The sequence below is a fragment of the Candidatus Pantoea rara genome (assembly GCF_051136265.1).
GTDB classification, from domain to species: Bacteria; Pseudomonadota; Gammaproteobacteria; order Enterobacterales; family Enterobacteriaceae; genus Pantoea; species Pantoea rara.
This window is the reverse complement of sequence record NZ_CP194942.1, coordinates 3801557-3822392: the sequence shown is the minus strand read 5'-3', so window position 1 is coordinate 3822392 and position 20836 is coordinate 3801557. Positions and strand designations below refer to the sequence as shown.

Sequence of the window (20836 nt, the reverse complement as noted above, 5' to 3'; positions counted from 1 at the left end):
CACTGGGACAATCAGGCGAAACGTCTTGTACCTCTACATTGAGACACTGAAACAGAGACTGGATGCAATTAACCAGCTGCGCGTTGATCGTGCGCTGGCTGCCATGGGACCCGCTTTCCAGCGCGTCTACAGTCTGCTGCCAACCTTATTACATTATCAACATCCTCAGATGCCGGGTTACCTTGAAGGTAGCGTTCCACATGGCATCAGCTTCTACACGCCTGATGAAAATCAGCGCCAGTTGCTGGCCGATCTTACCGGCGACAGCGACCTGCGCCACGCTGATGCGCCGAAAGGCGAAATGCCGATCACGGCGATCTATTCCATGGGCAGTACCTCCTCGGTCGGCCAGAACAGCGTCTCGGATCTCGATATCTGGGTCTGCCATCAATCCTGGCTTGATAATGAAGAGCGCCTGAATCTGCAGCGCAAATGCACGCTGCTGCAAAAGTGGTGCGTTTCAATGGGCGTGGAAGTCAGTTTCTTCCTGATTGATGAGAACCGCTTCCGTCACAATGAAAGCGGCAGCCTGGGCGGTGAAGATTGCGGCTCAACCCAACACATTTTACTGCTGGATGAGTTTTATCGTACCGCGGTTCGTATGGCGGGCAAACGCATCCTGTGGAATATGGTGCCTGGCGAAGAAGAGCATCATTACGACGACTATGTGATGTCGCTGTACGCCAAAGGCGTGCTGACGCCTAATGAGTGGCTCGATCTGGGCGGCCTCGGCACGCTATCAGCCGAAGAGTATTTCGGTGCCAGCCTGTGGCAGCTCTATAAAAGCATCGACTCGCCTTATAAAGCCGTGCTGAAAACGCTGCTGCTGGAAGCCTACAGCTGGGAATACCCGAACACGCAGCTGCTGGCGATGGATATCAAACAGCGCCTGCACGACGGTGAAATCATCTGCTTTGGACTGGATCCTTATTGCATGATGCTGGAGCGCGTGACGCACTACCTGACCAGCGTTGACGATCAGCCGCGCCTTGACCTGGTGCGTCGCTGTTTCTATCTCAAAGTGTGTGAAAAGCTCAGCACCGAAGATCATCAGCATCGCACCGGCTGGCGTCGTGAAATTTTATCGCAGCTGGTAAAAGAGTGGGGCTGGAACGAAGAGAAGATTGCTATTCTGGACAACCGTGCCGAGTGGAAAATCGAGCGGGTACGTGAAGCCCATAACGAATTGCTGGATGCGATGATGCAGAGCTATCGCAACCTGATCCGCTTTGCCCGTCGCAATAACTTAAGCGTCAGCGCCAGCCCGCAGGATATCGGTGTGTTGACCCGTAAACTGTATGCCGCATTTGAAGCGCTGCCGGGCAAAGTGACGCTGGTAAATCCGCAGATTTCGCCCGATCTCTCTGAACCGAATCTGACCTTTATTCATGTGCCGCCTGGCCGTGCCAACCGTTCCGGCTGGTATCTCTACAACCAGGCACCGGATATGAACTCGATCATCAGCCATCAGCCGCTGGAATATAACCGCTACCTGAACAAGCTGGTGGCGTGGGCGTGGTTCAATGGCCTGCTGACCCGCAAAACCCGGCTGCATATTAAAGGCAATGAGATTTGCGATCTGGCGCGTCTGCAGGAGCTGGTTAACGATGTTTCCAGCCACTTCCCGCTGCGTCTGCCTTCGCCGACTCCAAAAGCGCTCTACAGCCCGTGCGAAATACGCCACCTGGCGATTATTGTTAACCTTGAGCATGACCCGACGGCAGCCTTCCGCAATCAGGTGGTGCACTTCGACTTCCGCAAGCTGGATGTCTTTAGCTTTGGCCAGCAGCAGCAGTGTCTGATTGGCAGCATCGATCTGCTCTATCGCAACTCCTGGAATGAGGTGCGTACACTGCACTTCAGCGGTGAACAGGCAATGATCGAAGGGCTGAAAACCATTCTCGGCAAGATGCATCAGGATGCCGCACCGCCGGATACGGTGGAAGTGTTCTGTTACAGCCAGCATCTGCGCGGCCTGATCCGCACGCGCGTGCAGCAGCTGGTCTCAGAGTGCATTGAGCTCCGTCTCTCCAGCACACGTCAGGAGCCAGGCCGCTTTAAAGCGCTGCGCATGGCAGGCGAAACCTGGGGCCTGTTCTTTGAACGCATGAGTGTCTCAGTGCAGAAACTGGAAAACGCGGTGGAATTTTATGGCGCGATTTCTAACAACAAACTGCACGGATTGTCGATCAAGGTCGAAACGAACCAGACGCCACTGCCACCGGTGGTCAACGGCTATGCCAGCGAAGGCATTATTCAGTTCTTCTTTGAAAACACTACAGATGAGCGCGGCTTCAATATCTATATTCTCGATGAGACTAATCGGGTTGAGGTCTATCATCACTGTGAAGGCAGCAAGGAGGAGCTGGTGCGCGACGTCAGCCGTTTCTACTCTTCATCACACGATCGCTTTACCTATGGGTCGAGCTTTATCAACTTCAACCTGCCGCAGTTCTATCAGATTGTGAACACGGGTGAGCGCTTCCAGGTCATTCCGTTCCGTAGTCAGACGCTGACGCAGCTGTGTACGACGCAGCCTGACAACGACAACGGCGACTATCAACCGCGCTATCAGGTGCATTGATGCTGACGGGCTGCCTGCGTTCTGCAGGTAGCCGCTATCTTTCTGGCTTGTCACCCGGTTCACGCTATTAGCGGGGATTTCCTGTTGCTTTTCCACCTTCAACTGCGATGATAAGCATCCAGGTAAAGGACATGAAGAGCATAAAGAATGAAGAAAGTAATAAGCCTGTTGGCCATGACACTGGCAGTAACCAGCCTTGCAGGTTGTGGTCTGAAAGGACCGCTCTACTTCCCACCGAAGGATCAGCCGAAGAAACAACAAGCGCCGACCGAACGCCAGAAAGCGGATGCGACTAAAGCCGATGTGGGTGGGCTGGTTACCGGTAATTCAGGCTCACAAGCGAACTAATCTGATGGCTTATCCGGCGGAGCAAAAAATGCAGTTCTCCAAAATGCACGGTCTCGGCAACGATTTTATGGTTGTGGATGCGGTGACACAAAACGTCTTCTTCTCACCGGAACTGATCCGTCGACTGGCCGATCGCCATCAGGGGATCGGTTTTGATCAACTGCTGATTGTTGAACCGCCTTACGATCCCGATCTCGATTTCCACTATCGCATTTTCAACGCCGACGGCAGTGAAGTAGCCCAGTGCGGCAACGGCGCGCGCTGCTTTGCCCGCTTTGTTCAGCTTAAAGGGCTGACTAACAAAACCGATATCCGGGTCAGCACCCAGAATGGCCGCATGGTCCTGACCGTGACACCTGACGATCAGGTGCGCGTGAACATGGGCGAGCCCAACTTTGAGCCTCAGCAGGTGCCGTTCCGCGCGAACAAAGCCGAAAATCTTTATCTTCTGCGCGTGGCCGAGCAGACGGTGATGATGGGTGCGGTGTCGATGGGTAATCCCCACTGCGTCATCCAGGTGGAGAGTGTTAAAACCGCCCAGGTTGAACTGCTGGGCCCGATTCTGGAGAGCCACGAACGTTTTCCGGATCGCGTCAACGTCGGTTTTATGGAGATCATCAATCCCGAACATATCCGCCTGCGCGTCTACGAACGCGGAGCGGGTGAAACACAGGCGTGCGGCAGTGGCGCCTGTGCTGCCGTTGCATGCGGCATTCAGCAGGGCATTCTGGCACCTGACGTCCGTGTCGATCTGCCCGGCGGCACGCTGCATATCTCCTGGAAAGGTGCCGGTCAGCCGCTCTACATGACCGGACCTGCGACACACGTCTACGATGGGTTTATTCATCTATGAAAAATATCGAAGAGCAGGCTGACACCTCGGTTCTGCTGGACGATCAGGCCGTCAGTCATTATCTGCGGCAGAATCCCGATTTCTTCATTCGCAATGCCCGCGAAGTTGAACAGATGGCCGTGCCGCACCCGGTGCGCGGCAGCGTCTCACTGGTCGAGTGGCATATGGCACGGCAACGCAACCACATCCAGCAGCTGGAAGAAGAGATCACTCTGCTGATGGAACAGGCCAGCGCGAACCACGAACTGTTTGACCGTCTGCTTTCGCTGGAAAGCCATCTGGCCGCAGCTGACTCGCTGCAGGATATGCTTAACCGCTTGCATCGCTGGGCGCGAGAGCTGGGCCTGGCGGGTGCCAATGTGCGGCTGTTCAGCGATAAATGGCTGCTGGGCGCGCCCTCCGATTTCTTTCAACTGAGCCTGTCGCGTCAGGCGTTTGAACCGCTGCGTATTCAGCGCTTCGGCAACCAGCATCACTATCTTGGTAATATTAATGGGCCGGAACTGCTGCTGCTGCTGCCGCAGGCCAAAGCGATCGGTTCGGTTGCCATGTCGCTGATAGGCGAAGAGGGCGATCTCGGCGTACTGGTGTTCAGCAGTCGCGATAGCCAGCACTACCAATCGGGCATGGGGACACTGCTGTTACAGTACCTGTCACAGATGATGCCTGGTCTGCTTTCCCGCTGGGTTGAACGCGCATGAGCAGCGCGCTGCAGGAAGCCGTCGACGGATTTCTGCGCTACCTGAAAGTGGAGCGCCAGCTTAGTCCGTTAACCCAGAGCAGCTATGCGCGACAGCTTGCCGCGCTGCTGGCGATTGCGGATGAGATGAAGCTCAGCAGCTGGACATCACTGGAACCAGCGCAGGTACGCAGTATGGCGGCACGCAGCCGTCGCGCCGGCCTCTCTGCCAGCAGCCTTGCGCTGCGCCTCTCCGCTCTCCGGAGTTTTCTCGACTGGCAGGTGAGTCAGGGTTTGCTCTCCGCTAATCCTGCCAAAGGGGTAATGACGCCACGTAAAGCGCGCCATCTTCCTAAAAATATCGATGTTGATGAAGTGAATCAGCTGCTGGAGATCGACCTTGACGATCCGCTGGCGGTGCGCGACCGGGCGATGCTGGAAGTGATGTATGGTGGCGGTCTGCGTCTCTCTGAACTGGTAAATATGGATTGCCGCCATGTCGATCTCGATTCCGGTGAAGTGTGGGTCGTGGGTAAGGGCAGCAAAGAGCGCCGGGTTCCGATTGGCCGCACGGCGGTCACCTGGATCCAGCACTGGCTGCCGCTGCGTGAAACGTTCGGCGGTCAGGATGATGCGCTGTTTCTGTCGACGCGCGGCAACCGCATTTCGCCACGAAACGTGCAGAAGCGCTTTGCCGAATGGGGCATCAGACAGGGTGTGGCGAGCCATATCCATCCACATAAGTTGCGACACTCTTTTGCCACGCATCTGCTGGAATCCAGCGGCGACCTGCGTGCCGTGCAGGAGTTACTGGGGCATGCCAATCTGTCGACGACCCAGATCTACACCCATCTCGACTTCCAGCATCTGGCTTCAGTGTATGACGCTGCGCATCCCCGCGCCAAACGAGGAAAGAACGAATGAAGTTTTATCGTCCGCTGTCGGCCATAAAAGCCATGACCTTCGACCTTGATGACACGCTTTACGATAACTACCCGGTGATCCGTCGCACCACCCTTGAATCCCATGCCGCTTTGCAGGCCTATCATCCAGCGCTGCGTGACTTCACGCCGCAGGATTATCAGCAGTTGCGTGACGAATTGCTGCAGCGTGAGCCTGAAATCTATCATGATGTTTCGGAGTGGCGACGCCGTTCGGTAAAGCTGGCGATGCTGAATGTCGGCCTCTCTGCCGCTGAAGCGACAGCGGGTGCAGCAGACGTAATGGCGGTCTTCCATGCGTGGCGGAGTCAGGTCGAGATGCCGGATGAGACGCATCAGACGCTGAAAGTGCTGGCGGAAAAAATCCCGCTGGTGGCGGTCACCAACGGTAATGCCTGCCCTGAAAAAATGGGTATTGCGCATTACTTTCAGTTTACGCTGCGGGCCGGGCCGGATGGACGCGCTAAGCCGTGGCAGGATATGTATCAGCTTGCCGCGCAACGCCTTGATATCGCACCACACCATATTCTGCATGTGGGTGATGACCTCACCACCGATGTCGCGGGTTCACTGCGCTGCGGATTACAGGCCTGCTGGATAAACCTGCGGCAGGGCAACCTGATGCATATCCCGGCTGCGCGCCTGTTGCCGCATGTCGAAATTTCGCGGTTGGCATCACTCACCTCACTGCTATAATGGCTGTAAATTTATCCAGTCGTCTCCTTTTTTTCTGCCTGGCCGCCGTACTTTTTCCGGCATCTGTGTTGCCGCCTGACTGGCAGTGATAATGCCTTGCGGCAGGTGGAATAAACAGCGCGACGACAACGCTTTTTCTCTGGTAAACGGTGCTTATGGACGTTTCTGAACTGCTCGATGGTTTGAATGACAATCAGCGCGCTGCCGTTGCGGCTCCGCGCAGTAACCTGCTGGTGCTGGCAGGTGCGGGCAGTGGTAAAACGCGGGTGCTGGTGCATCGTATTGCCTGGCTGATGTCCGTGGAGAACTGCTCACCCTATTCGATTATGGCGGTGACCTTTACCAACAAAGCGGCCGCGGAGATGCGTCACCGTATCGAGCATCTGATCGGCACCAGTCAGGGCGGAATGTGGATCGGGACCTTCCATGGTCTGGCGCACCGCTTACTGCGCGCCCACCACCTTGACGCCGGTCTGCCGCAGGATTTCCAGATTCTCGACAGTGAAGACCAGCTGCGTCTGCTCAAGCGCCTGATTAAATCCATGAACCTGGATGACAAGCAGTGGCCTGCACGTCAGGGCATGTGGTACATCAACGGTAAAAAAGATGAAGGCCTGCGGCCAAAGCACATTGAAAGTTACGGCAACCCCATTGAGCAGACCTGGCTGCGCATTTACCAGGCCTATCAGGAAGCCTGTGACCGTGCCGGTTTAGTCGACTTCGCCGAGCTACTGCTGCGTGCCCATGAGCTATGGCTCAACAAGCCGCACATCCTTAATCACTACCGCGAGCGTTTCACCAACGTCCTGGTGGATGAGTTCCAGGATACCAACAACATTCAGTACGCCTGGATTCGGATGCTGGCAGGCGACAGTGGTCGTGTCATCATCGTGGGCGATGATGACCAGTCGATCTACGGCTGGCGCGGCGCACAGGTCGAGAATATTCAGCGCTTCCTGCAGGACTTCCCCGGCGCGGAAACCATCCGTCTGGAGCAGAACTACCGCTCAACCAATAACATCCTGAAATCTGCCAACGCCCTGATCGCCAACAACAATGGCCGTCTGGGTAAAGAGCTCTGGACCGAAGGCAGCGATGGCGAACCGATCTCTATCTATTGCGCTTTTAATGAGCTTGATGAAGCACGCTTTGTGGTTAACCGCATCAAGGTCTGGATGGAGAACGGCGGCGCGCTCAACGACTGCGCCATTCTCTATCGCAGCAACGCCCAGTCGCGTGTACTGGAAGAGGCGCTGCTGCAAAGCAGTATGCCGTACCGTATTTATGGCGGCATGCGCTTCTTCGAACGCCAGGAGATCAAAGATGCGCTCTCCTATCTGCGTCTGATGGCGAACCGCAATGACGACGCGGCATTCGAGCGCGTGGTAAACACCCCGACACGTGGCGTGGGCGATCGTACGCTCGACGTGGTGCGTCAGACGGCACGTGAGCGTCAGATGACGCTGTGGCAGGCAACGCGCGAACTGCTGCAAAGCCGCGCGCTGGCTGGCCGTGCCGCATCTGCGCTGCAACGCTTCTGTGAGCTGGTCGATTCACTGGCTACCGAAACGGCCGATTTACCGCTGCATGTTCAGACCGACCGGGTCATCAAAGATTCTGGTCTGTGGCTGATGTATGAGCAGGAAAAAGGTGAGAAAGGCCAGGCGCGTATTGAAAACCTTGAGGAACTGGTGACGGCGACACGCCAGTTCAGCTATCAGGATGAAGATGAAGATCTTATGCCACTGCAGGCCTTCTTATCCCATGCGGCGCTGGAAGCGGGTGAAGGTCAGGCAGACAAATGGCAGGATGCGGTTCAGCTGATGACGCTGCACTCGGCAAAAGGGCTGGAGTTCAGTCAGGTCTTTATCGTCGGCATGGAAGAGGGGATGTTCCCGAGCCAGATGTCGCTGGATGAAGGCGGTCGCCTGGAAGAGGAGCGTCGTCTGGCTTATGTCGGCGTGACCCGTGCCATGCTGAAGCTGACACTGACCTACGCTGAAACCCGCCGACTCTATGGTAAGGAAGTGTATCACCGGCCTTCCCGTTTCATCGGCGAACTGCCCGAAGCGTGCATCGAAGAAGTGCGTCTGCGCGCCAGCGTGAGCCGTCCGGTAAGTCATCAGCGTATGGGTGCTCCGGTGACCAAAAATGACAGCGGATTCGCGCTGGGTCAGCGTGTTCATCACGCGAAATTTGGCGAAGGCACCATCATTAATCTGGAAGGCAGCGGTGAGCACAGCCGCCTGCAGGTGGCGTTTCAGGGGCAGGGAATCAAGTGGCTAGTGGCGGCTTACGCGAAGCTGGAAACGATTTAGCGTCCGGTTGACGGCTTTTTCGTCTCAGCGTAACATGCGCCCACTATTATCATGAGAGGACAATGCCTTGGACACGCCCAGTCGATGCTGGCTCAATGACCTGGATACCAGGAATAACATCTAAGGCTACCTCTTTACGCGGGTAGCCTTAGCGGTTATCAGCGACCTCCCTTTTTGATTCCGTCGCACGAGTCAGCACTGATTTATCTCTGAAACTCTGTTTCCGTGTTCAGGCCGTACGTTCCATGTTGAGGAACGGCGGACTGCCTTGTCCCATTTAGTCTGCAATGGGGAGTATTGCTATGCTGAGCGCATTTAAACTGGATCACAGCCGCCTGACGCGACTGGAGCTGGAAGACGAAAACGACAAACTGACTACCTCCGTCTGGGTCGATCTTATCGAGCCGGAAGAGGGCGAACGTGACCGCGTACAATCAGAGCTGGGTCAGAGCCTGGCAACACGGCCTGAGCTGGAAGATATCGAGGCTTCGGCACGCTTCTTCGAAGATGAAGACGGTCTGCATATCCACTCCTTCTTCTTCTATGAAGATGCTGACGACCACGCCGGTAACTCCACCGTGGCGTTCACCATCCGTGAAGGCCGCCTCTACACGCTGCGCGAACGTGAACTACCTGCATTCCGCCTCTATCGCATGCGCGCCCGTAACCAGACCCTCATCGACGGCAATGCCTTTGAGTTGCTGCTCGACCTGTTTGAAACCAAAATCGAACAGCTGGCGGACGAAATTGAAAACATCTATAGCGCGCTGGAGAAACTCAGCCGGGTGATCATGGAAGGTCAGCAGGGCGAAGAGTACGATCAGGCGCTGTCGCGGCTCGCGGAACTGGAGGATATCGGCTGGAAAGTACGTCTCTGCCTGATGGATACTCAGCGTGCCCTGAACTTCCTGGTGCGTAAAGCGCGGTTGCCGGGCAATCAGCTGGAGCAGGCGCGGGAAATTCTGCGCGATATCGAATCGCTGCTGCCGCATAACGAATCACTGTTCCAGAAGGTCAACTTCCTGATGCAGGCGGCGATGGGCTTTATCAACATCGAACAGAACCGCATCATCAAGATCTTCTCGGTGGTTTCCGTGGTGTTTCTGCCGCCAACGCTGGTCGCTTCCAGCTACGGGATGAACTTCGAGTTTATGCCGGAACTGAAATGGAGCTTCGGTTATCCTGCGGCTATCGGCCTGATGATTCTGGCCGGACTGGCGCCTTATCTCTACTTCAAGCGTAAAAACTGGCTTTAAAAAAGCCACGGGCCATCTCAGATGGCCCGTTCTGCTGGCTCCCGTCCCGATTTCTGCGTACTCTGACCCTCCTGTTTTTACAATTAATTAACTTCTTATGGACGCTTTTTCGTTGCGTGCGCAGTGGACGCTGCTGCTGCTTATCTCCGTATTGCTGGGTGCGGTGCTGCACTATTTCCATGTGCCCGCCGCGCTGTTACTGGGACCGATGATTGTGGGTGTGGTGATGGGGCTGTCGGGTGCTACGCTGCGCATTGACAGACGGTTCTTTCTGCTTGCTCAGGCCGTGCTGGGCTGCATGATTGCCCAGAGCCTGTCGCCTTCGATTCTGACACCACTGATTCAGGACTGGCCGATCGTGCTGGCGGTGCTACTGCTGACGCTGGCGGCCAGCGGCTTGTCCGGTTTTTTGCTGGTACGTTTCAGTCATCTGCCTGGCCCGACCGGTGCCTGGGGGTCGTCGCCCGGCGGTGCATCGGCCATGGTGGCGATGGCGGGGGACTTTGGAGCTGACGTCCGGCTGGTTGCTTTTATGCAGTATCTTCGGGTGCTGTTTGTTGCCTCAGCGGCCGCGCTGGTGGCGCGCATCGGACTGGGCGATGAAGCCCACAGTGTTTCGCCGCTCTGGTTCCCCGCGCTGAATCGCGGCTTTACTATTACCCTGGTCGTGATGCTGACGGGCGCGTGGCTGGGCACACGACTGCGCATTCCTTCTGGCGCGCTGCTGCTGCCCGCGCTGGCGGGTGCGGCACTGAACAGCAGCCATATGGCGGTATTACAGGTGCCGGAATGGCTGCTGGCCGTGGCCTATGCACTGATTGGCTGGAGCGTGGGATTGCGTTTTACCCGTCCGATCTTTCTGCTGGCACTGCGCACGCTGCCGCAGATGCTGGCTTCAATCTTCGGGCTGATGCTGCTGTGTGGCGGGCTGGCGTGGATGCTGACGCGTATGCTGGATATCGATCTGATGACGGCTTATCTCGCCACCAGTCCAGGCGGACTGGACACGGTGGCGATTATTGCGGCCGGAACCCAGGTCAACATGGCGTTTGTGATGGCGATGCAGACCCTGCGTCTCTTTACCATCCTGCTGACCGGCCCGGCTTTAGCGCGCTTTATTTCACGCTACGCGCGCACGGGAACGGGAGCGGAATGAAAATGCCACTGCATCGCAGACAAACACCAGCAGCGCCAGCCAGATGAAGGCAAAAGTGACCAGCTTGTCTGGCGTGATGGTTTCACCGTAAAACACCACTGCCAGCACAAACATCAGCGTCGGGCCGAGGTACTGGAAGAAGCCCACGGTGGAGAGGCGCAGCCGGCTGCAGGCCGCCGCAAACAGCATCAGCGGAATGGTGGTGACAATGCCGGCCGCGATCAGCTTCAGGTTGAGACTCAGCGGATTAGCGGATAAATGGCTGGTGGCGCTGTCGGCAAAGCCAAACAGATAAATTGCCGCCAGCGGAAACAGCCACAGGGTTTCAATCAACATGCCGCTCTGCGCATCGACCTGAATCTTTTTGCGCATCAGACCGTAGAAGGCGAAGCTCAGCGCCAGGCCCAGCGCAATAATCGGTAATGATCCAAACTGCCACAGCTGCACCAGCACGCCGACGGCTGCCAGCAGCACGGCCAGCCACTGCAGGCGGCGAAAACGTTCGCGCAGAAACAGCATGCCGAACACCACGTTAATCAGTGGGTTAATAAAGTAACCGAGGCTGGCTTCCAGCATATGCTGATTGTTGACCGCCCAGATGAACAGCAGCCAGTTGCCGCCGACAGTCACTGCCGTCAGCGCCAGCATCAGCACTTTTTTAGGCTGGCGCAGCACGCTGCGAACGCCCGGCCAGCTGCGGCTCAGGGTAATCAGTAACAGCATAAAGAGTGCAGACCAGATCACCCGGTGCGTCATGATTTCTGTCGCGGGAACCTGTTTTATCAGCTTGAAATAGGCGGGCGCGATGCCCCAGATAAAGTAAGCGCCCAGTGCAAAGCCAACGCCCTGCCGGGTTTGTTGCGTATCCATATGCGATCCATTCAGTGGCGTGGTTAGCCGATAAGATAGGTGGCGGTAGCCGTGGCGATATAGTCGCCCTGTTGATTGTGCAGCTCTACGCGAGCCACGGCGACTTTGTTACCGGCGCGCAGCAGGCTGCTGGTGGCAGTGAAGCGTTCGCCGCGTCCGGGACGCAGATAGTCAACACGCATATCAATGGTGCCCATGCGCGACAGACGCTGGCGCAGGTCCGCTTCGCTGATGCTTTCCTGGCGGGTTAACGCATTACTGACGCAGACCATGCCCGCCGCGACATCCAGTACCGACGCGATAACGCCGCCGTGCAGAATCTGCTGCGCCTGGTTGCCTACCAGCATGGTTTTGTTATTGAAGCTAATTTCTGCGTAGTCTGCATCAAGACGCATCAGCTCCAGGCCCAGTGCCTGATTAAACGGCATGTGATAAACGAAAATTTCGCCGACGAGCTGGCGAGCGTCCTGCTGTGTCAGCACGGGTGATGACATGATGATGTGTCCTGAAAAAATCGGGCCAGAGGGGCGCGTAACATAAACGAGTTGTGTATTCTATTCCGCCTGCGAGGGTGTTTCCAGTTTAAGAAATCAGCACTCATGCTCACTGCCATTTGCGTGTAGAATGGCCTGCTTTTTACGACACCCTTTCAGTTATTCTGATACGCAGCTGCTCACCGGAGAATTATATGCGTAAGCATCGCGCCTTGCTGGCGGCAATGTTGATATTTCCTGCACTGGCGCAGGCGGATGAAGCCCGGATTAAAGAGGTTCACGACGCGCCACAGGTGCAGGGCAGCATTATTGCTAACCTGCTGGAGAAGCATGATAACCCGTTTGTTCTCTATCCTTACGAGAACAACTATCTGCTCTACACCTATACCAGCGACCTTAATAAAGAGGCGATCTCTTCCTATAACTGGGGAGAGAATGCCCGCAAAGATGAAGTGAAATTCCAGCTCAGCCTGGCGTTTCCACTGTGGCGCGGTATTCTGGGCGACAACTCGGTGCTGGCAGCCTCTTACACCCAGCGCTCCTGGTGGCAGCTGTCGAATAGCGCGGAGTCATCGCCCTTCCGTGAGACCAACTATGAGCCGCAGATTTTCCTGGGCTGGGCGACCGACTACTCGCTGGGTGGCTGGACACTGCGTGATATCGAACTGGGTCTGAATCACCAATCTAATGGACGAAGCGATCCCACCTCACGTAGCTGGAACCGCGTCTATGCACGTCTGATGGCAGAAAACGGTAACTTCCTGGCGGAAATCAAACCCTGGTATCGCATCCCGGAAGGGGAGAGCAGCGATGATAACCCTGATATCACCAAATATATGGGTTACTACCGTGCCAAAGTGGGCTACCGGCTCGGCGACAGTATCTTCAGCGTCGAAGGCAATTATAACTGGAACAGCGGTTATGGCGGCGCGACGATGGGCTGGAGTTACCCTATCAGTGAGCATGTCCGCTTCTATACTCAGGTATTTAGCGGTTACGGTGAATCACTGATCGATTACAACCATCGCCAGACGCGTCTGGGTGTGGGTGTAACACTTAACGACTTGTTTTAATCCCTAACGTAAGACAGGAATCGCGTGGCAACCTCGGCAGTTCTTAATCAGGAAGCGCTGGCGCAGCAGGTATTGCAGGATACCTTCGGCTACCAGCATTTTCGTCCCGGTCAGCAGACGATCATTAATGAGGCGCTGAGCGGGCGCGATTGTCTGGTGGTCATGCCCACCGGCGGCGGTAAATCGCTCTGCTATCAGATCCCGGCGCTGGTGCGCGAGGGGCTGACGCTGGTGGTGTCGCCGCTGATCTCGCTGATGAAAGATCAGGTTGATCAGCTGCTGGCGAATGGCGTGGCGGCAGCCTATCTCAACTCCACCATGACGCGCGATCAGCAGCAGGCGGTGATGGCTGACTGCCGCACGGGTCGGGTTAAGCTGCTCTATATCGCCCCTGAACGCCTGATGATGGATAATTTCCTGGAAAGTCTGGCGCACTGGCAACCGGCGATGCTGGCGGTGGATGAAGCGCACTGTATTTCTCAGTGGGGCCACGATTTCCGCCCGGAATATGGCGCGCTCGGGAAGATGCGTCAGCGCTTCCCGGAATTACCGGTGATGGCGCTGACCGCGACCGCCGATGAAACCACCCGCAACGACATTGTTAACCTGCTGCATATGCAGGATCCGCTGATCCAGATCAGCAGCTTTGACCGGCCCAATATCCGCTACACGCTGGTAGAGAAATTCAAGCCCACCGATCAGCTGCTGCGTTACGTTCAGGATCAGCGCGGCAAGTGCGGCATCATCTACTGCAACAGTCGGGCGAAGGTGGAAGACACCGCTGCGCGACTGCAAAGCCGGGGGTTCAGCGTCGGGGCGTACCATGCCGGAATCGACAGCGAACAGCGTGGCCGGGTACAGGAAGCTTTCCAGCGTGATGATCTGCAAATCGTGGTCGCGACGGTGGCCTTTGGCATGGGCATCAACAAGCCCAACGTCCGTTTTGTGGTCCACTTCGACATTCCGCGCAACATCGAGTCCTATTATCAGGAAACCGGACGAGCCGGGCGTGATGGCCTGCCCGCCGAAGCGATGATGCTCTACGACCCGGCCGATATGGCCTGGCTGCGTAAATGCCTGGAAGAGAAAGTGCCGGGACCGCTGCAGGATATTGAGCGCCACAAGCTCAACGCGATGGGCGCGTTTGCCGAAGCACAGACCTGCCGTCGTCTGGTGCTGCTGAACTACTTTGGTGAGGGTCGCCAGCAGCCGTGTGACAACTGCGATATCTGTCTCGATCCCCCTAAACGTTATGACGGTCTGGTTGAAGCGCAAAAAGCGCTCTCCGGCATCTACCGCGTAGGCCAGCGTTTTGGTATGGGCTATATCGTTGAGGTGCTGCGCGGATCTAATAATCAGCGTATCCGTGAGCAGGGCCATGACAAACTGCCGGTCTATGGGCTGGGCAAAGATCAGAGCCATGAACACTGGGTCAGCGTGTTACGCCAGTTAATCCATCTGGGGCTGGTGACGCAGAATATTGCTATGCACTCAGCGCTACAGCTGACCGAAGCAGCACGCCCGGTGCTGCGCGGCGAAGTGCCTCTCATGCTGGCAGTGCCGCGTTTAATCACCGCGAAAACAAAAAGCAGTAGTCCGGCGAAGTTTCAGGGTGGCAACTACGATCGCAAACTGTTTGCCAAGCTGCGTAAGCTGCGTAAAGCGATCGCCGACGAAGAGAATATTCCGCCTTACGTGGTGTTCAATGATGCCACACTGATAGAGATGGCAGAACAGATGCCGGTCAGCGCGTCGGAGATGCTCAGCGTCAACGGCGTGGGTCACCGCAAACTGGAGCGCTTTGGCAAACCTTTCCTGGTGATGATCAAAGAGCATCTTGATGATGAAGAATAAAGGACACCAACCATGCTGATGTTATTCGCAACCGTGGCGCTGGTTCATCTGGTGGCGCTGATGAGCCCCGGCCCCGATTTCTTTTTTGTGTCACAGACTGCCGCCAGCCGCTCCCGCAAGGAGGCAATGATGGGTGTGCTGGGCATTACGCTTGGCATCGTGGTCTGGGCGGGCGTGGCACTGATGGGGCTACATCTGATTCTGGAAAAAATGGCCTGGCTGCACCAGATCATCATGGTCGGCGGGGGACTTTATCTGCTGTGGATGGGCTGGCAGCTGATGTGCTCGGCACGTCAGCGTCATAAACAGCCGCAACAGGATGAGCCGGTAGTTGAGTTGCCGAAACGTGGAATGAGCTTTCTCAAGGGCCTGCTGACCAACCTGTCGAATCCCAAAGCGATTATCTACTTCGGCAGCGTCTTCTCGCTATTTGTCGGCGACGATGTCGGTTCGGCTGAGCGCTGGGGTCTGTTCCTGCTGATTGTCGGTGAAACCTTTGCCTGGTTTACCCTGGTGGCGGCCATCTTTGCACTGCCGTGGATCCGCACCCGCTATCAGCGACTGGCGAAATGGGTTGATGGCATGGCAGGCGTCCTGTTTGCCGGTTTTGGTATCCACCTCATTATTTCCCGTTGAGCCCTTATGCCGGAGAGCGCATTGCGCATCCGGCAGAAATTTCACGCGCTGTCGCCTCTCTCTGAACGTCGCCTGTGTGACGACTGTCACACTCTGCGCCTGCTGATGCCTCTCTGTCGCAACCGCATATAAATAGTCATCATTCGTTAATTAAAGAAAACATCACCTCCGGTATGGTCGTACCGGCGGACTATTTTTCATGGAGATGATGATGAGAGTAAAACCCCTGTTACTGCTGTTAATCACGGCCTGCATCAGCGCCTGCGCCTCGCCTGATGCTGCCCATTCCCCCGCCCCTGTTCCGGCGAAAAGGGACAGTGTGGCGGCTATCCTGGCGCAGGCACCTGGGGCGTCAGATCAGCCACAGGGTGAAAGGATTAACCAGATCTCAGCCACTTTTCTCGAGACACCTTACCAGGCGGATACGCTGATCGGCTCGCCCGATACGCCAGAAGCGCTGGTGATAAATTTCAACGGAGTAGATTGTTTCACACTGCTTGATTACGTTCAGGCGCTGAGCCGCAGCCACGATCGTGCCAGCTTTGAAGCTAACCTGATTCGCACCCGCTACGCGGGTGGTAAAGTCAGCTACCTGGAACGTCGCCACTTTTTTACGGACTGGTTCGCTGAGAGCCCGCGCAATGCCGATGACATCACCCGCACGCTTAGCCCGGATGCGGTGACGGTGGTGAAGCAACTGAATCGTGAGACCAGCGGAAAAGAACGGCTGCCCGGTCTGGGGGTGATTCCACGTCGCATAACTTACATTCCGGCCCGCGCGATAACCCTGCAGGTGCTGAAGCAGATCCAGACCGGCGATTATATTGGGGTTTACACCACTGCTCAGGGGCTGGATGTCTCACATGCCGGGATTGCCGTCCGACATGATGGCCGGTTGTGGTTCAGGAACGCCTCTTCGCTGGCTGCTAATCGCAAAGTTGTCGATGCGCCATTCAGGGAATATATGCGGTCGAAGCCTGGCATCATGGTGTTGCGTGCAGTGCCACTGACTGCGCCGTAGCTGCACCTGGGAAGAAGGGATTAAACAGGAAGTGTTTGCGCCGACCTCAGTGTGTCGGCGCATAAGGTCTTAAGCGATCTTTCTGGCACTGGCCAGTAGCGCGCCCACAGCCATAAACAGCCCACCGAAAATACGGTTCATTAACTTCATCTGTTTTGGGCCTTTAATCCAGCCAGCAATGCGTGTGGCCAGCGTGGCGTAGCCAATCATCACGATGATATCGACCACTACGGTGGTTACGCCCAGCACCAGATACTGCATAAACAGCGGCTGATGCGGCTGGATAAACTGCGGGAACAGGGCGGCCAGAAAGACGATACTTTTCGGGTTGGTCAGGTTAACCAGTACGGCGCGTTTGAACAGGCGACGACGCGGCATCGCTTTGGCGACCGCATCCAGATCGATGCCACCCGCGGAGCGCCATTGCTGAATACCCAGCCAGACCAGATAGGCTGCACCGGCCCATTTCAGAATTTCAAATGCCAGCAGCGACTGAGAAAACAGCGCGCCCAGACCGATACCGACCAGCACGATATGCAGTGCCAGGCCGACCTGCAAACCGGAGATGGACGCTACCGTGCCGCGATAGCCGTGGCTGATACCGGTACTCATGGTGTTGATTGCGCCGGAACCGGGCGACAGGCTCAGGATTGTGGTAGTAAGCAGGTAGGTCAGCCACCATTCGATGGTCATGGGTCAGGCTCTCTTTAGTAGCGGAATTGTGACACAATACGCCAGAAATAAGCGCGGCGCTATGGCCTGCGCAGGGCATGCAGGACTCTGTATCCGGTCATCAGGAGGGCGAATGAATCAACATAAAGCCAGTTGGCTGCGACGGGAAAAAGCGTTTGCTGCCTTCGCCACCGGGCCGCTGCTCGATTTCTGGCACAGCCGTGAAGAGCGTGAGTTTACCGGTGTGGGTAATCTGACGCTGCGCTATGTCCGCTTCACATCACCGCAACACAAGCGTGTGATCCTGATTGTGCCGGGACGCATCGAGAGTTACATAAAATATCCTGAGCTGGCGTACGATCTGTTTCACTGCGGATTTGATGTGGTGATTCTGGACCATCGTGGTCAGGGGCGTTCCGATCGCCTGCTGGAAGATACACACCGTGGTCACGTAGCGGAATTTACCCATTATGTCGACGATCTTGAGACGCTCTATCTGAAAGAGATAGTCAGCGGCCATTACCAGCAGCGCTATGCGCTGGCTCACTCGATGGGCGGCGCAATATTAACGCTGTTTCTGGCACGCCAGCTGCAGGCATTTCATGCGGCAGCGTTAGTGGCACCGATGTTTGGCATTGCCTTGCCGTTGCCCTCATTCCTTGCCCATCGGATCCTGGACTGGGCGGAGAAACGCCCGGCCATGCGCGATGGCTATGCGCTGGGCACCGGACGCTGGCGCGCGCATCCGTTTGGTATTAACCGGTTGACGCACAGCACCGAACGTTACCGGCGAAACCTGCGTTTTTATGCGGACGATCCGGCGATTCGCGTGGGCGGGCCAACCTACCATTGGGTGCGTGAAGGCGTCCATGCGGGTCGGAACATTATCAGTCAGGTTGATAAGATCACCACGCCATTGCTGCTGTTACAGGCCAGCGATGATCGGGTGGTCGACAATCGTTCGCAGGACCTTTTTTGCGCCGCGATGGCAGCGGCGGGTCATCCGTGTGAGGGCAATAAGCCACGGGTGATCGACGGTGCGCGTCATGAGATCCTGTTTGAAAAGGACGAGATGCGAGCTGAAGCACTCAATGCAGTGGTCGACTTCTTTTCATCGCACCACTGACGTTATATATCCGACCGGTTAAAGCCGGCAGAATCAAATACCCGAGGTTTTCATGTATCACATCGTTGCATCCGATCTGGATGGCACGCTGCTCTCCCCCGAACATCGTCTGACCCCTTTTGCGCGTGAAACGCTGCAACAACTGGTCGCGAAAGATATTCACTTTGTGTTCGCCACTGGCCGTCATCATATTGATGTCGGACAGATGCGCGACAGCCTGGCGATTCCGGCCTATATGATCACCTCAAACGGTGCGCGCGTGCACAACGCTGCGGGCGAGCTGGTGTTCAGCCATAATCTGGATGAGGATATCGCCAGCGATCTGTTTGGCCTGCAATATCATCACAGCGATATTCTGACGCACGTTTACCGCGACGATGAGTGGTTTGTCAGCCGTTCAAGCCCGGCGGAACAGGACTATTTCCGTGAGTCGGTGTTCAACTATCAGGTCTATGAGCCGGGTCTGCTGCCAACTGATAACATCAGCAAGGTTTTCTTCACCTGCGAAAATCCCGAGCATCTGATTCCGATGGAGCAGGCGATTGAAGCGCGCTGGGGCGATCGGGTGAATGTCAGTTTCTCGCTGCCGACCTGTCTGGAAGTGATGGCGGGCGGCGTATCGAAAGGGCATGCGCTCGAAGCCGTGGCGAAAACGCTGGGTCACACGCTGGAAAGTTGCATCGCCTTTGGCGACGGCATGAATGATGTGGAGATGCTGAGCATGGCGGGTAAGGGCTATATCATGCAGAATGCCCATCAGCGGTTGAAAGATACACTGCCGGCGCTGGAGGTGATTGGTTCGAATGCCGATGATGCGGTGCCGCAGACGCTTCGCATGCTCTATCTGGCTTAAGCCGTCAGCGTAAAAAGGGCCGGTTACCCGGCCCTTTTTTCATGCCGTCAGGCAAGGGTCTTTTTGTGTTTATGTTCGCTGACCATGGTCAGTAACAGCAGGATAACTGCCAGTACACAGCCAGCAATCATTACCATGAAGCCGCCATCCCAACCGAAATAATCGACGGTGTAACCGACAATGGCGCTGGCCGCGACCGATCCACCCAGATAGCCAAACAGGCCGGTGAAGCCCGCGGCCGTTCCCGCCGCTTTTTTCGGTGCCAGTTCCAGCGCGTGCAGACCAATCAGCATCACCGGACCGTAGATCAGGAAGCCAATCACGATCATACAGGCCATGTCGACGCCAGGATTGCCCGCCGGGTTGAGCCAGTAGACCACGGTCGCGATGGTCACCAGTGTCATAAAGAACACCCCGGTCGCACCGCGATTACCGCGGAAGACTTTGTCTGACATCCAGCCGCACAGCAGCGTGCCCGGAATCCCCGCATATTCATACAGGAAGTAGGCCCACGACGATTTATCCAGCGTGAAGTGTTTTACTTCGCGTAGATAGGTCGGCGACCAGTCGAGAATGCCGTAGCGCAGCAGGTAGACAAAGACGTTGGCGAGTGCGATGTACCACAGCAGCTTATTCGGAAGCACATACTTCATGAAGATCTGTTTTGCCGTCAGCTCCTCTTCGTGGCTGGCATCGTAGTCAGGCGGATAGTCGTTTTTATACTCTTCAACTGGCGGCAGACCGCAGGATTGCGGCGTATCGCGCATCAGCGCAAAGGCCAGAATTGCAATGGCAATCGCTCCAAACGCTGGCATGTAAAGTGCTGCTTTCCAGTCGTTGAACCAGGCCATGCCGAGCAGGAACAGCAGCGGCGGAATACCGCCGCCCACGTTATGCGCACAGTTCCAGACCGAGACAATCCTGCCGCGCTCCTTCTGCGACCACCAGTGAACCATGGTACGTCCACAGGGTGGCCAGCCCATGCCCTGGAACCAGCCGCAGACAAACAGCAGCACGAACATCACCATGATGCTGGACGTCGCCCAGGGAACAAATCCCATAATCAGCATCACTGCTGCTGCCAGAATCAGGCCAGCCGGTAAGAATACGCGCGGGTTTGAGCGGTCAGAGACCGAGCCCATGATGAATTTTGAAAAGCCGTAAGCAATGGAAATACCGGACAGGGCAAAGCCGAGATCGCCGCGTGAAAAACCCTGCTCCACCAGATAGGGCATGGCGAGTGCGAAGTTTTTTCTGACCAGGTAGTAGGCCGCGTAACCAAAAAAGATCCCGATGAAAATTTGCCAGCGCAGGCGACGGTAGAGCGGATCAACGTGATCCTCCGCCACCTGCGGCTGACGTGGTGCAGGTTTAAAAATGCTCAGCATCAGTGAGGCCCTCCAGGG

At 56.3% G+C, this 20836-nt stretch carries 20 protein-coding genes; 16 read left to right on the top strand and 4 right to left on the bottom strand.

Annotated elements, in window-relative coordinates; translation table 11 throughout:
- Nucleotides 1–25 precede the first annotated feature (25 nt).
- The 10 genes from ACR8BF_RS18015 to ACR8BF_RS17970 all read left to right on the top strand — a co-directional run bounded on the left by ACR8BF_RS18015 (nucleotide 26) and on the right by ACR8BF_RS17970 (nucleotide 10831).
- Entirely contained in the window at nucleotides 26–2584 is a 2559-nt protein-coding gene (locus tag ACR8BF_RS18015; protein ID WP_179899016.1) for a class I adenylate cyclase, read from the top strand.
- Nucleotides 2585–2731: 147 nt separating this feature from the next.
- Nucleotides 2732–2932, top strand: a complete 201-nt coding sequence (gene lptM / locus ACR8BF_RS18010; protein ID WP_179899017.1) for an LPS translocon maturation chaperone LptM — start codon at nucleotides 2732–2734, stop codon at nucleotides 2930–2932.
- A 28-nt stretch (nucleotides 2933–2960) separates the two neighbouring features.
- Complete coding sequence (gene dapF, locus ACR8BF_RS18005; protein ID WP_179899018.1) at nucleotides 2961–3785, top strand: diaminopimelate epimerase; 825 nt, start codon at nucleotides 2961–2963, stop codon at nucleotides 3783–3785.
- On the top strand, nucleotides 3782–4486 hold the full coding sequence (locus tag ACR8BF_RS18000) for a DUF484 domain-containing protein (protein ID WP_179899019.1): 705 nt from the start codon (nucleotides 3782–3784) through the stop codon (nucleotides 4484–4486). The genes dapF and ACR8BF_RS18000 overlap by 4 nt, the downstream gene beginning before the upstream one ends.
- Nucleotides 4483–5388 (top strand): tyrosine recombinase XerC, encoded by a 906-nt coding sequence (gene xerC, locus ACR8BF_RS17995; protein WP_314985452.1) that lies wholly within the window; start codon nucleotides 4483–4485, stop codon nucleotides 5386–5388. Before ACR8BF_RS18000 ends, xerC begins: the two co-directional genes overlap by 4 nt.
- A complete protein-coding gene (yigB, locus tag ACR8BF_RS17990) occupies nucleotides 5385–6101 on the top strand; it encodes a 5-amino-6-(5-phospho-D-ribitylamino)uracil phosphatase YigB (protein WP_434745361.1) in 717 nt (238 codons plus the stop codon). The genes xerC and yigB overlap by 4 nt, the downstream gene beginning before the upstream one ends.
- A gap of 155 nt (nucleotides 6102–6256) precedes the next feature.
- Nucleotides 6257–8419, top strand: a complete 2163-nt coding sequence (gene uvrD, locus ACR8BF_RS17985) for a DNA helicase II (RefSeq protein WP_179899022.1) — start codon at nucleotides 6257–6259, stop codon at nucleotides 8417–8419.
- Between the two features lie 67 nt (nucleotides 8420–8486).
- Nucleotides 8487–8543: a YsgD/CorL family protein gene (ysgD, locus tag ACR8BF_RS17980; protein WP_369690086.1), complete on the top strand. Its 57-nt coding sequence runs from the start codon at nucleotides 8487–8489 to the stop codon at nucleotides 8541–8543.
- A gap of 178 nt (nucleotides 8544–8721) precedes the next feature.
- Entirely contained in the window at nucleotides 8722–9675 is a 954-nt protein-coding gene (gene corA, locus ACR8BF_RS17975) for a magnesium/cobalt transporter CorA (protein WP_003854370.1), read from the top strand.
- Between the two features lie 97 nt (nucleotides 9676–9772).
- Nucleotides 9773–10831: an AbrB family transcriptional regulator gene (locus ACR8BF_RS17970; RefSeq protein ID WP_434745360.1), complete on the top strand. Its 1059-nt coding sequence runs from the start codon at nucleotides 9773–9775 to the stop codon at nucleotides 10829–10831.
- On the opposite strand, the gene rarD is transcribed toward ACR8BF_RS17970, so the two are convergent.
- Together rarD and ACR8BF_RS17960 are read right to left on the bottom strand one after the other, a co-directional pair.
- The gene (gene rarD / locus ACR8BF_RS17965; protein WP_434745359.1) at nucleotides 10796–11701 is read right to left on the bottom strand and encodes an EamA family transporter RarD; all 906 of its coding nucleotides are present in this window, start codon (nucleotides 11699–11701) and stop codon (nucleotides 10796–10798) included. The two genes, ACR8BF_RS17970 and rarD, sit on opposite strands and share 36 nt — an antisense overlap.
- A 23-nt stretch (nucleotides 11702–11724) precedes the next feature.
- Nucleotides 11725–12195, bottom strand: a complete 471-nt coding sequence (locus tag ACR8BF_RS17960; RefSeq protein ID WP_010257304.1) for a thioesterase family protein — start codon at nucleotides 12193–12195, stop codon at nucleotides 11725–11727.
- 194 nt (nucleotides 12196–12389) lie between these two features.
- Here ACR8BF_RS17960 and pldA point away from each other — a divergent pair, with 194 nt between their 5' ends.
- The 4 genes from pldA (at nucleotide 12390) to ACR8BF_RS17940 (ending at nucleotide 16779) form a co-directional block, all read left to right on the top strand.
- A complete protein-coding gene (gene pldA / locus ACR8BF_RS17955; RefSeq protein WP_136196090.1) occupies nucleotides 12390–13268 on the top strand; it encodes a phospholipase A in 879 nt (292 codons plus the stop codon).
- A gap of 24 nt (nucleotides 13269–13292) precedes the next feature.
- Nucleotides 13293–15122, top strand: coding sequence for an ATP-dependent DNA helicase RecQ (recQ, locus tag ACR8BF_RS17950; protein WP_313536740.1), 1830 nt, complete (start codon nucleotides 13293–13295; stop codon nucleotides 15120–15122).
- Nucleotides 15123–15134: 12 nt separating this feature from the next.
- Nucleotides 15135–15758 (top strand): threonine export protein RhtC, encoded by a 624-nt coding sequence (gene rhtC, locus ACR8BF_RS17945; protein WP_179899028.1) that lies wholly within the window; start codon nucleotides 15135–15137, stop codon nucleotides 15756–15758.
- 211 nt (nucleotides 15759–15969) lie between these two features.
- Nucleotides 15970–16779 carry a DUF1460 domain-containing protein gene (locus tag ACR8BF_RS17940; protein ID WP_434745358.1) on the top strand — a complete coding sequence of 270 codons (810 nt, stop codon included), beginning with the start codon at nucleotides 15970–15972 and terminating at the stop codon, nucleotides 16777–16779.
- 69 nt (nucleotides 16780–16848) lie between these two features.
- On the opposite strand, the gene rhtB is transcribed toward ACR8BF_RS17940, so the two are convergent.
- Nucleotides 16849–17472: a homoserine/homoserine lactone efflux protein gene (rhtB, locus tag ACR8BF_RS17935; RefSeq protein ID WP_003854387.1), complete on the bottom strand. Its 624-nt coding sequence runs from the start codon at nucleotides 17470–17472 to the stop codon at nucleotides 16849–16851.
- Nucleotides 17473–17584: 112 nt separating this feature from the next.
- On the opposite strand from rhtB, the gene pldB reads away from it, so the two are divergent.
- Both pldB and yigL read left to right on the top strand, forming a co-directional pair.
- Nucleotides 17585–18577, top strand: a complete 993-nt coding sequence (gene pldB / locus ACR8BF_RS17930) for a lysophospholipase L2 (RefSeq protein ID WP_434745357.1) — start codon at nucleotides 17585–17587, stop codon at nucleotides 18575–18577.
- Nucleotides 18578–18629: 52 nt separating this feature from the next.
- Nucleotides 18630–19430 (top strand): sugar/pyridoxal phosphate phosphatase YigL, encoded by an 801-nt coding sequence (gene yigL / locus ACR8BF_RS17925; protein WP_313536734.1) that lies wholly within the window; start codon nucleotides 18630–18632, stop codon nucleotides 19428–19430.
- Nucleotides 19431–19477: 47 nt separating this feature from the next.
- Here the strand turns inward: yigL and glpT are convergent, their stop codons facing one another.
- On the bottom strand, nucleotides 19478–20818 hold the full coding sequence (glpT, locus tag ACR8BF_RS17920) for a glycerol-3-phosphate transporter (RefSeq protein ID WP_313536732.1): 1341 nt from the start codon (nucleotides 20816–20818) through the stop codon (nucleotides 19478–19480).
- Between the last annotated feature and the right edge of the window lie 18 nt (nucleotides 20819–20836).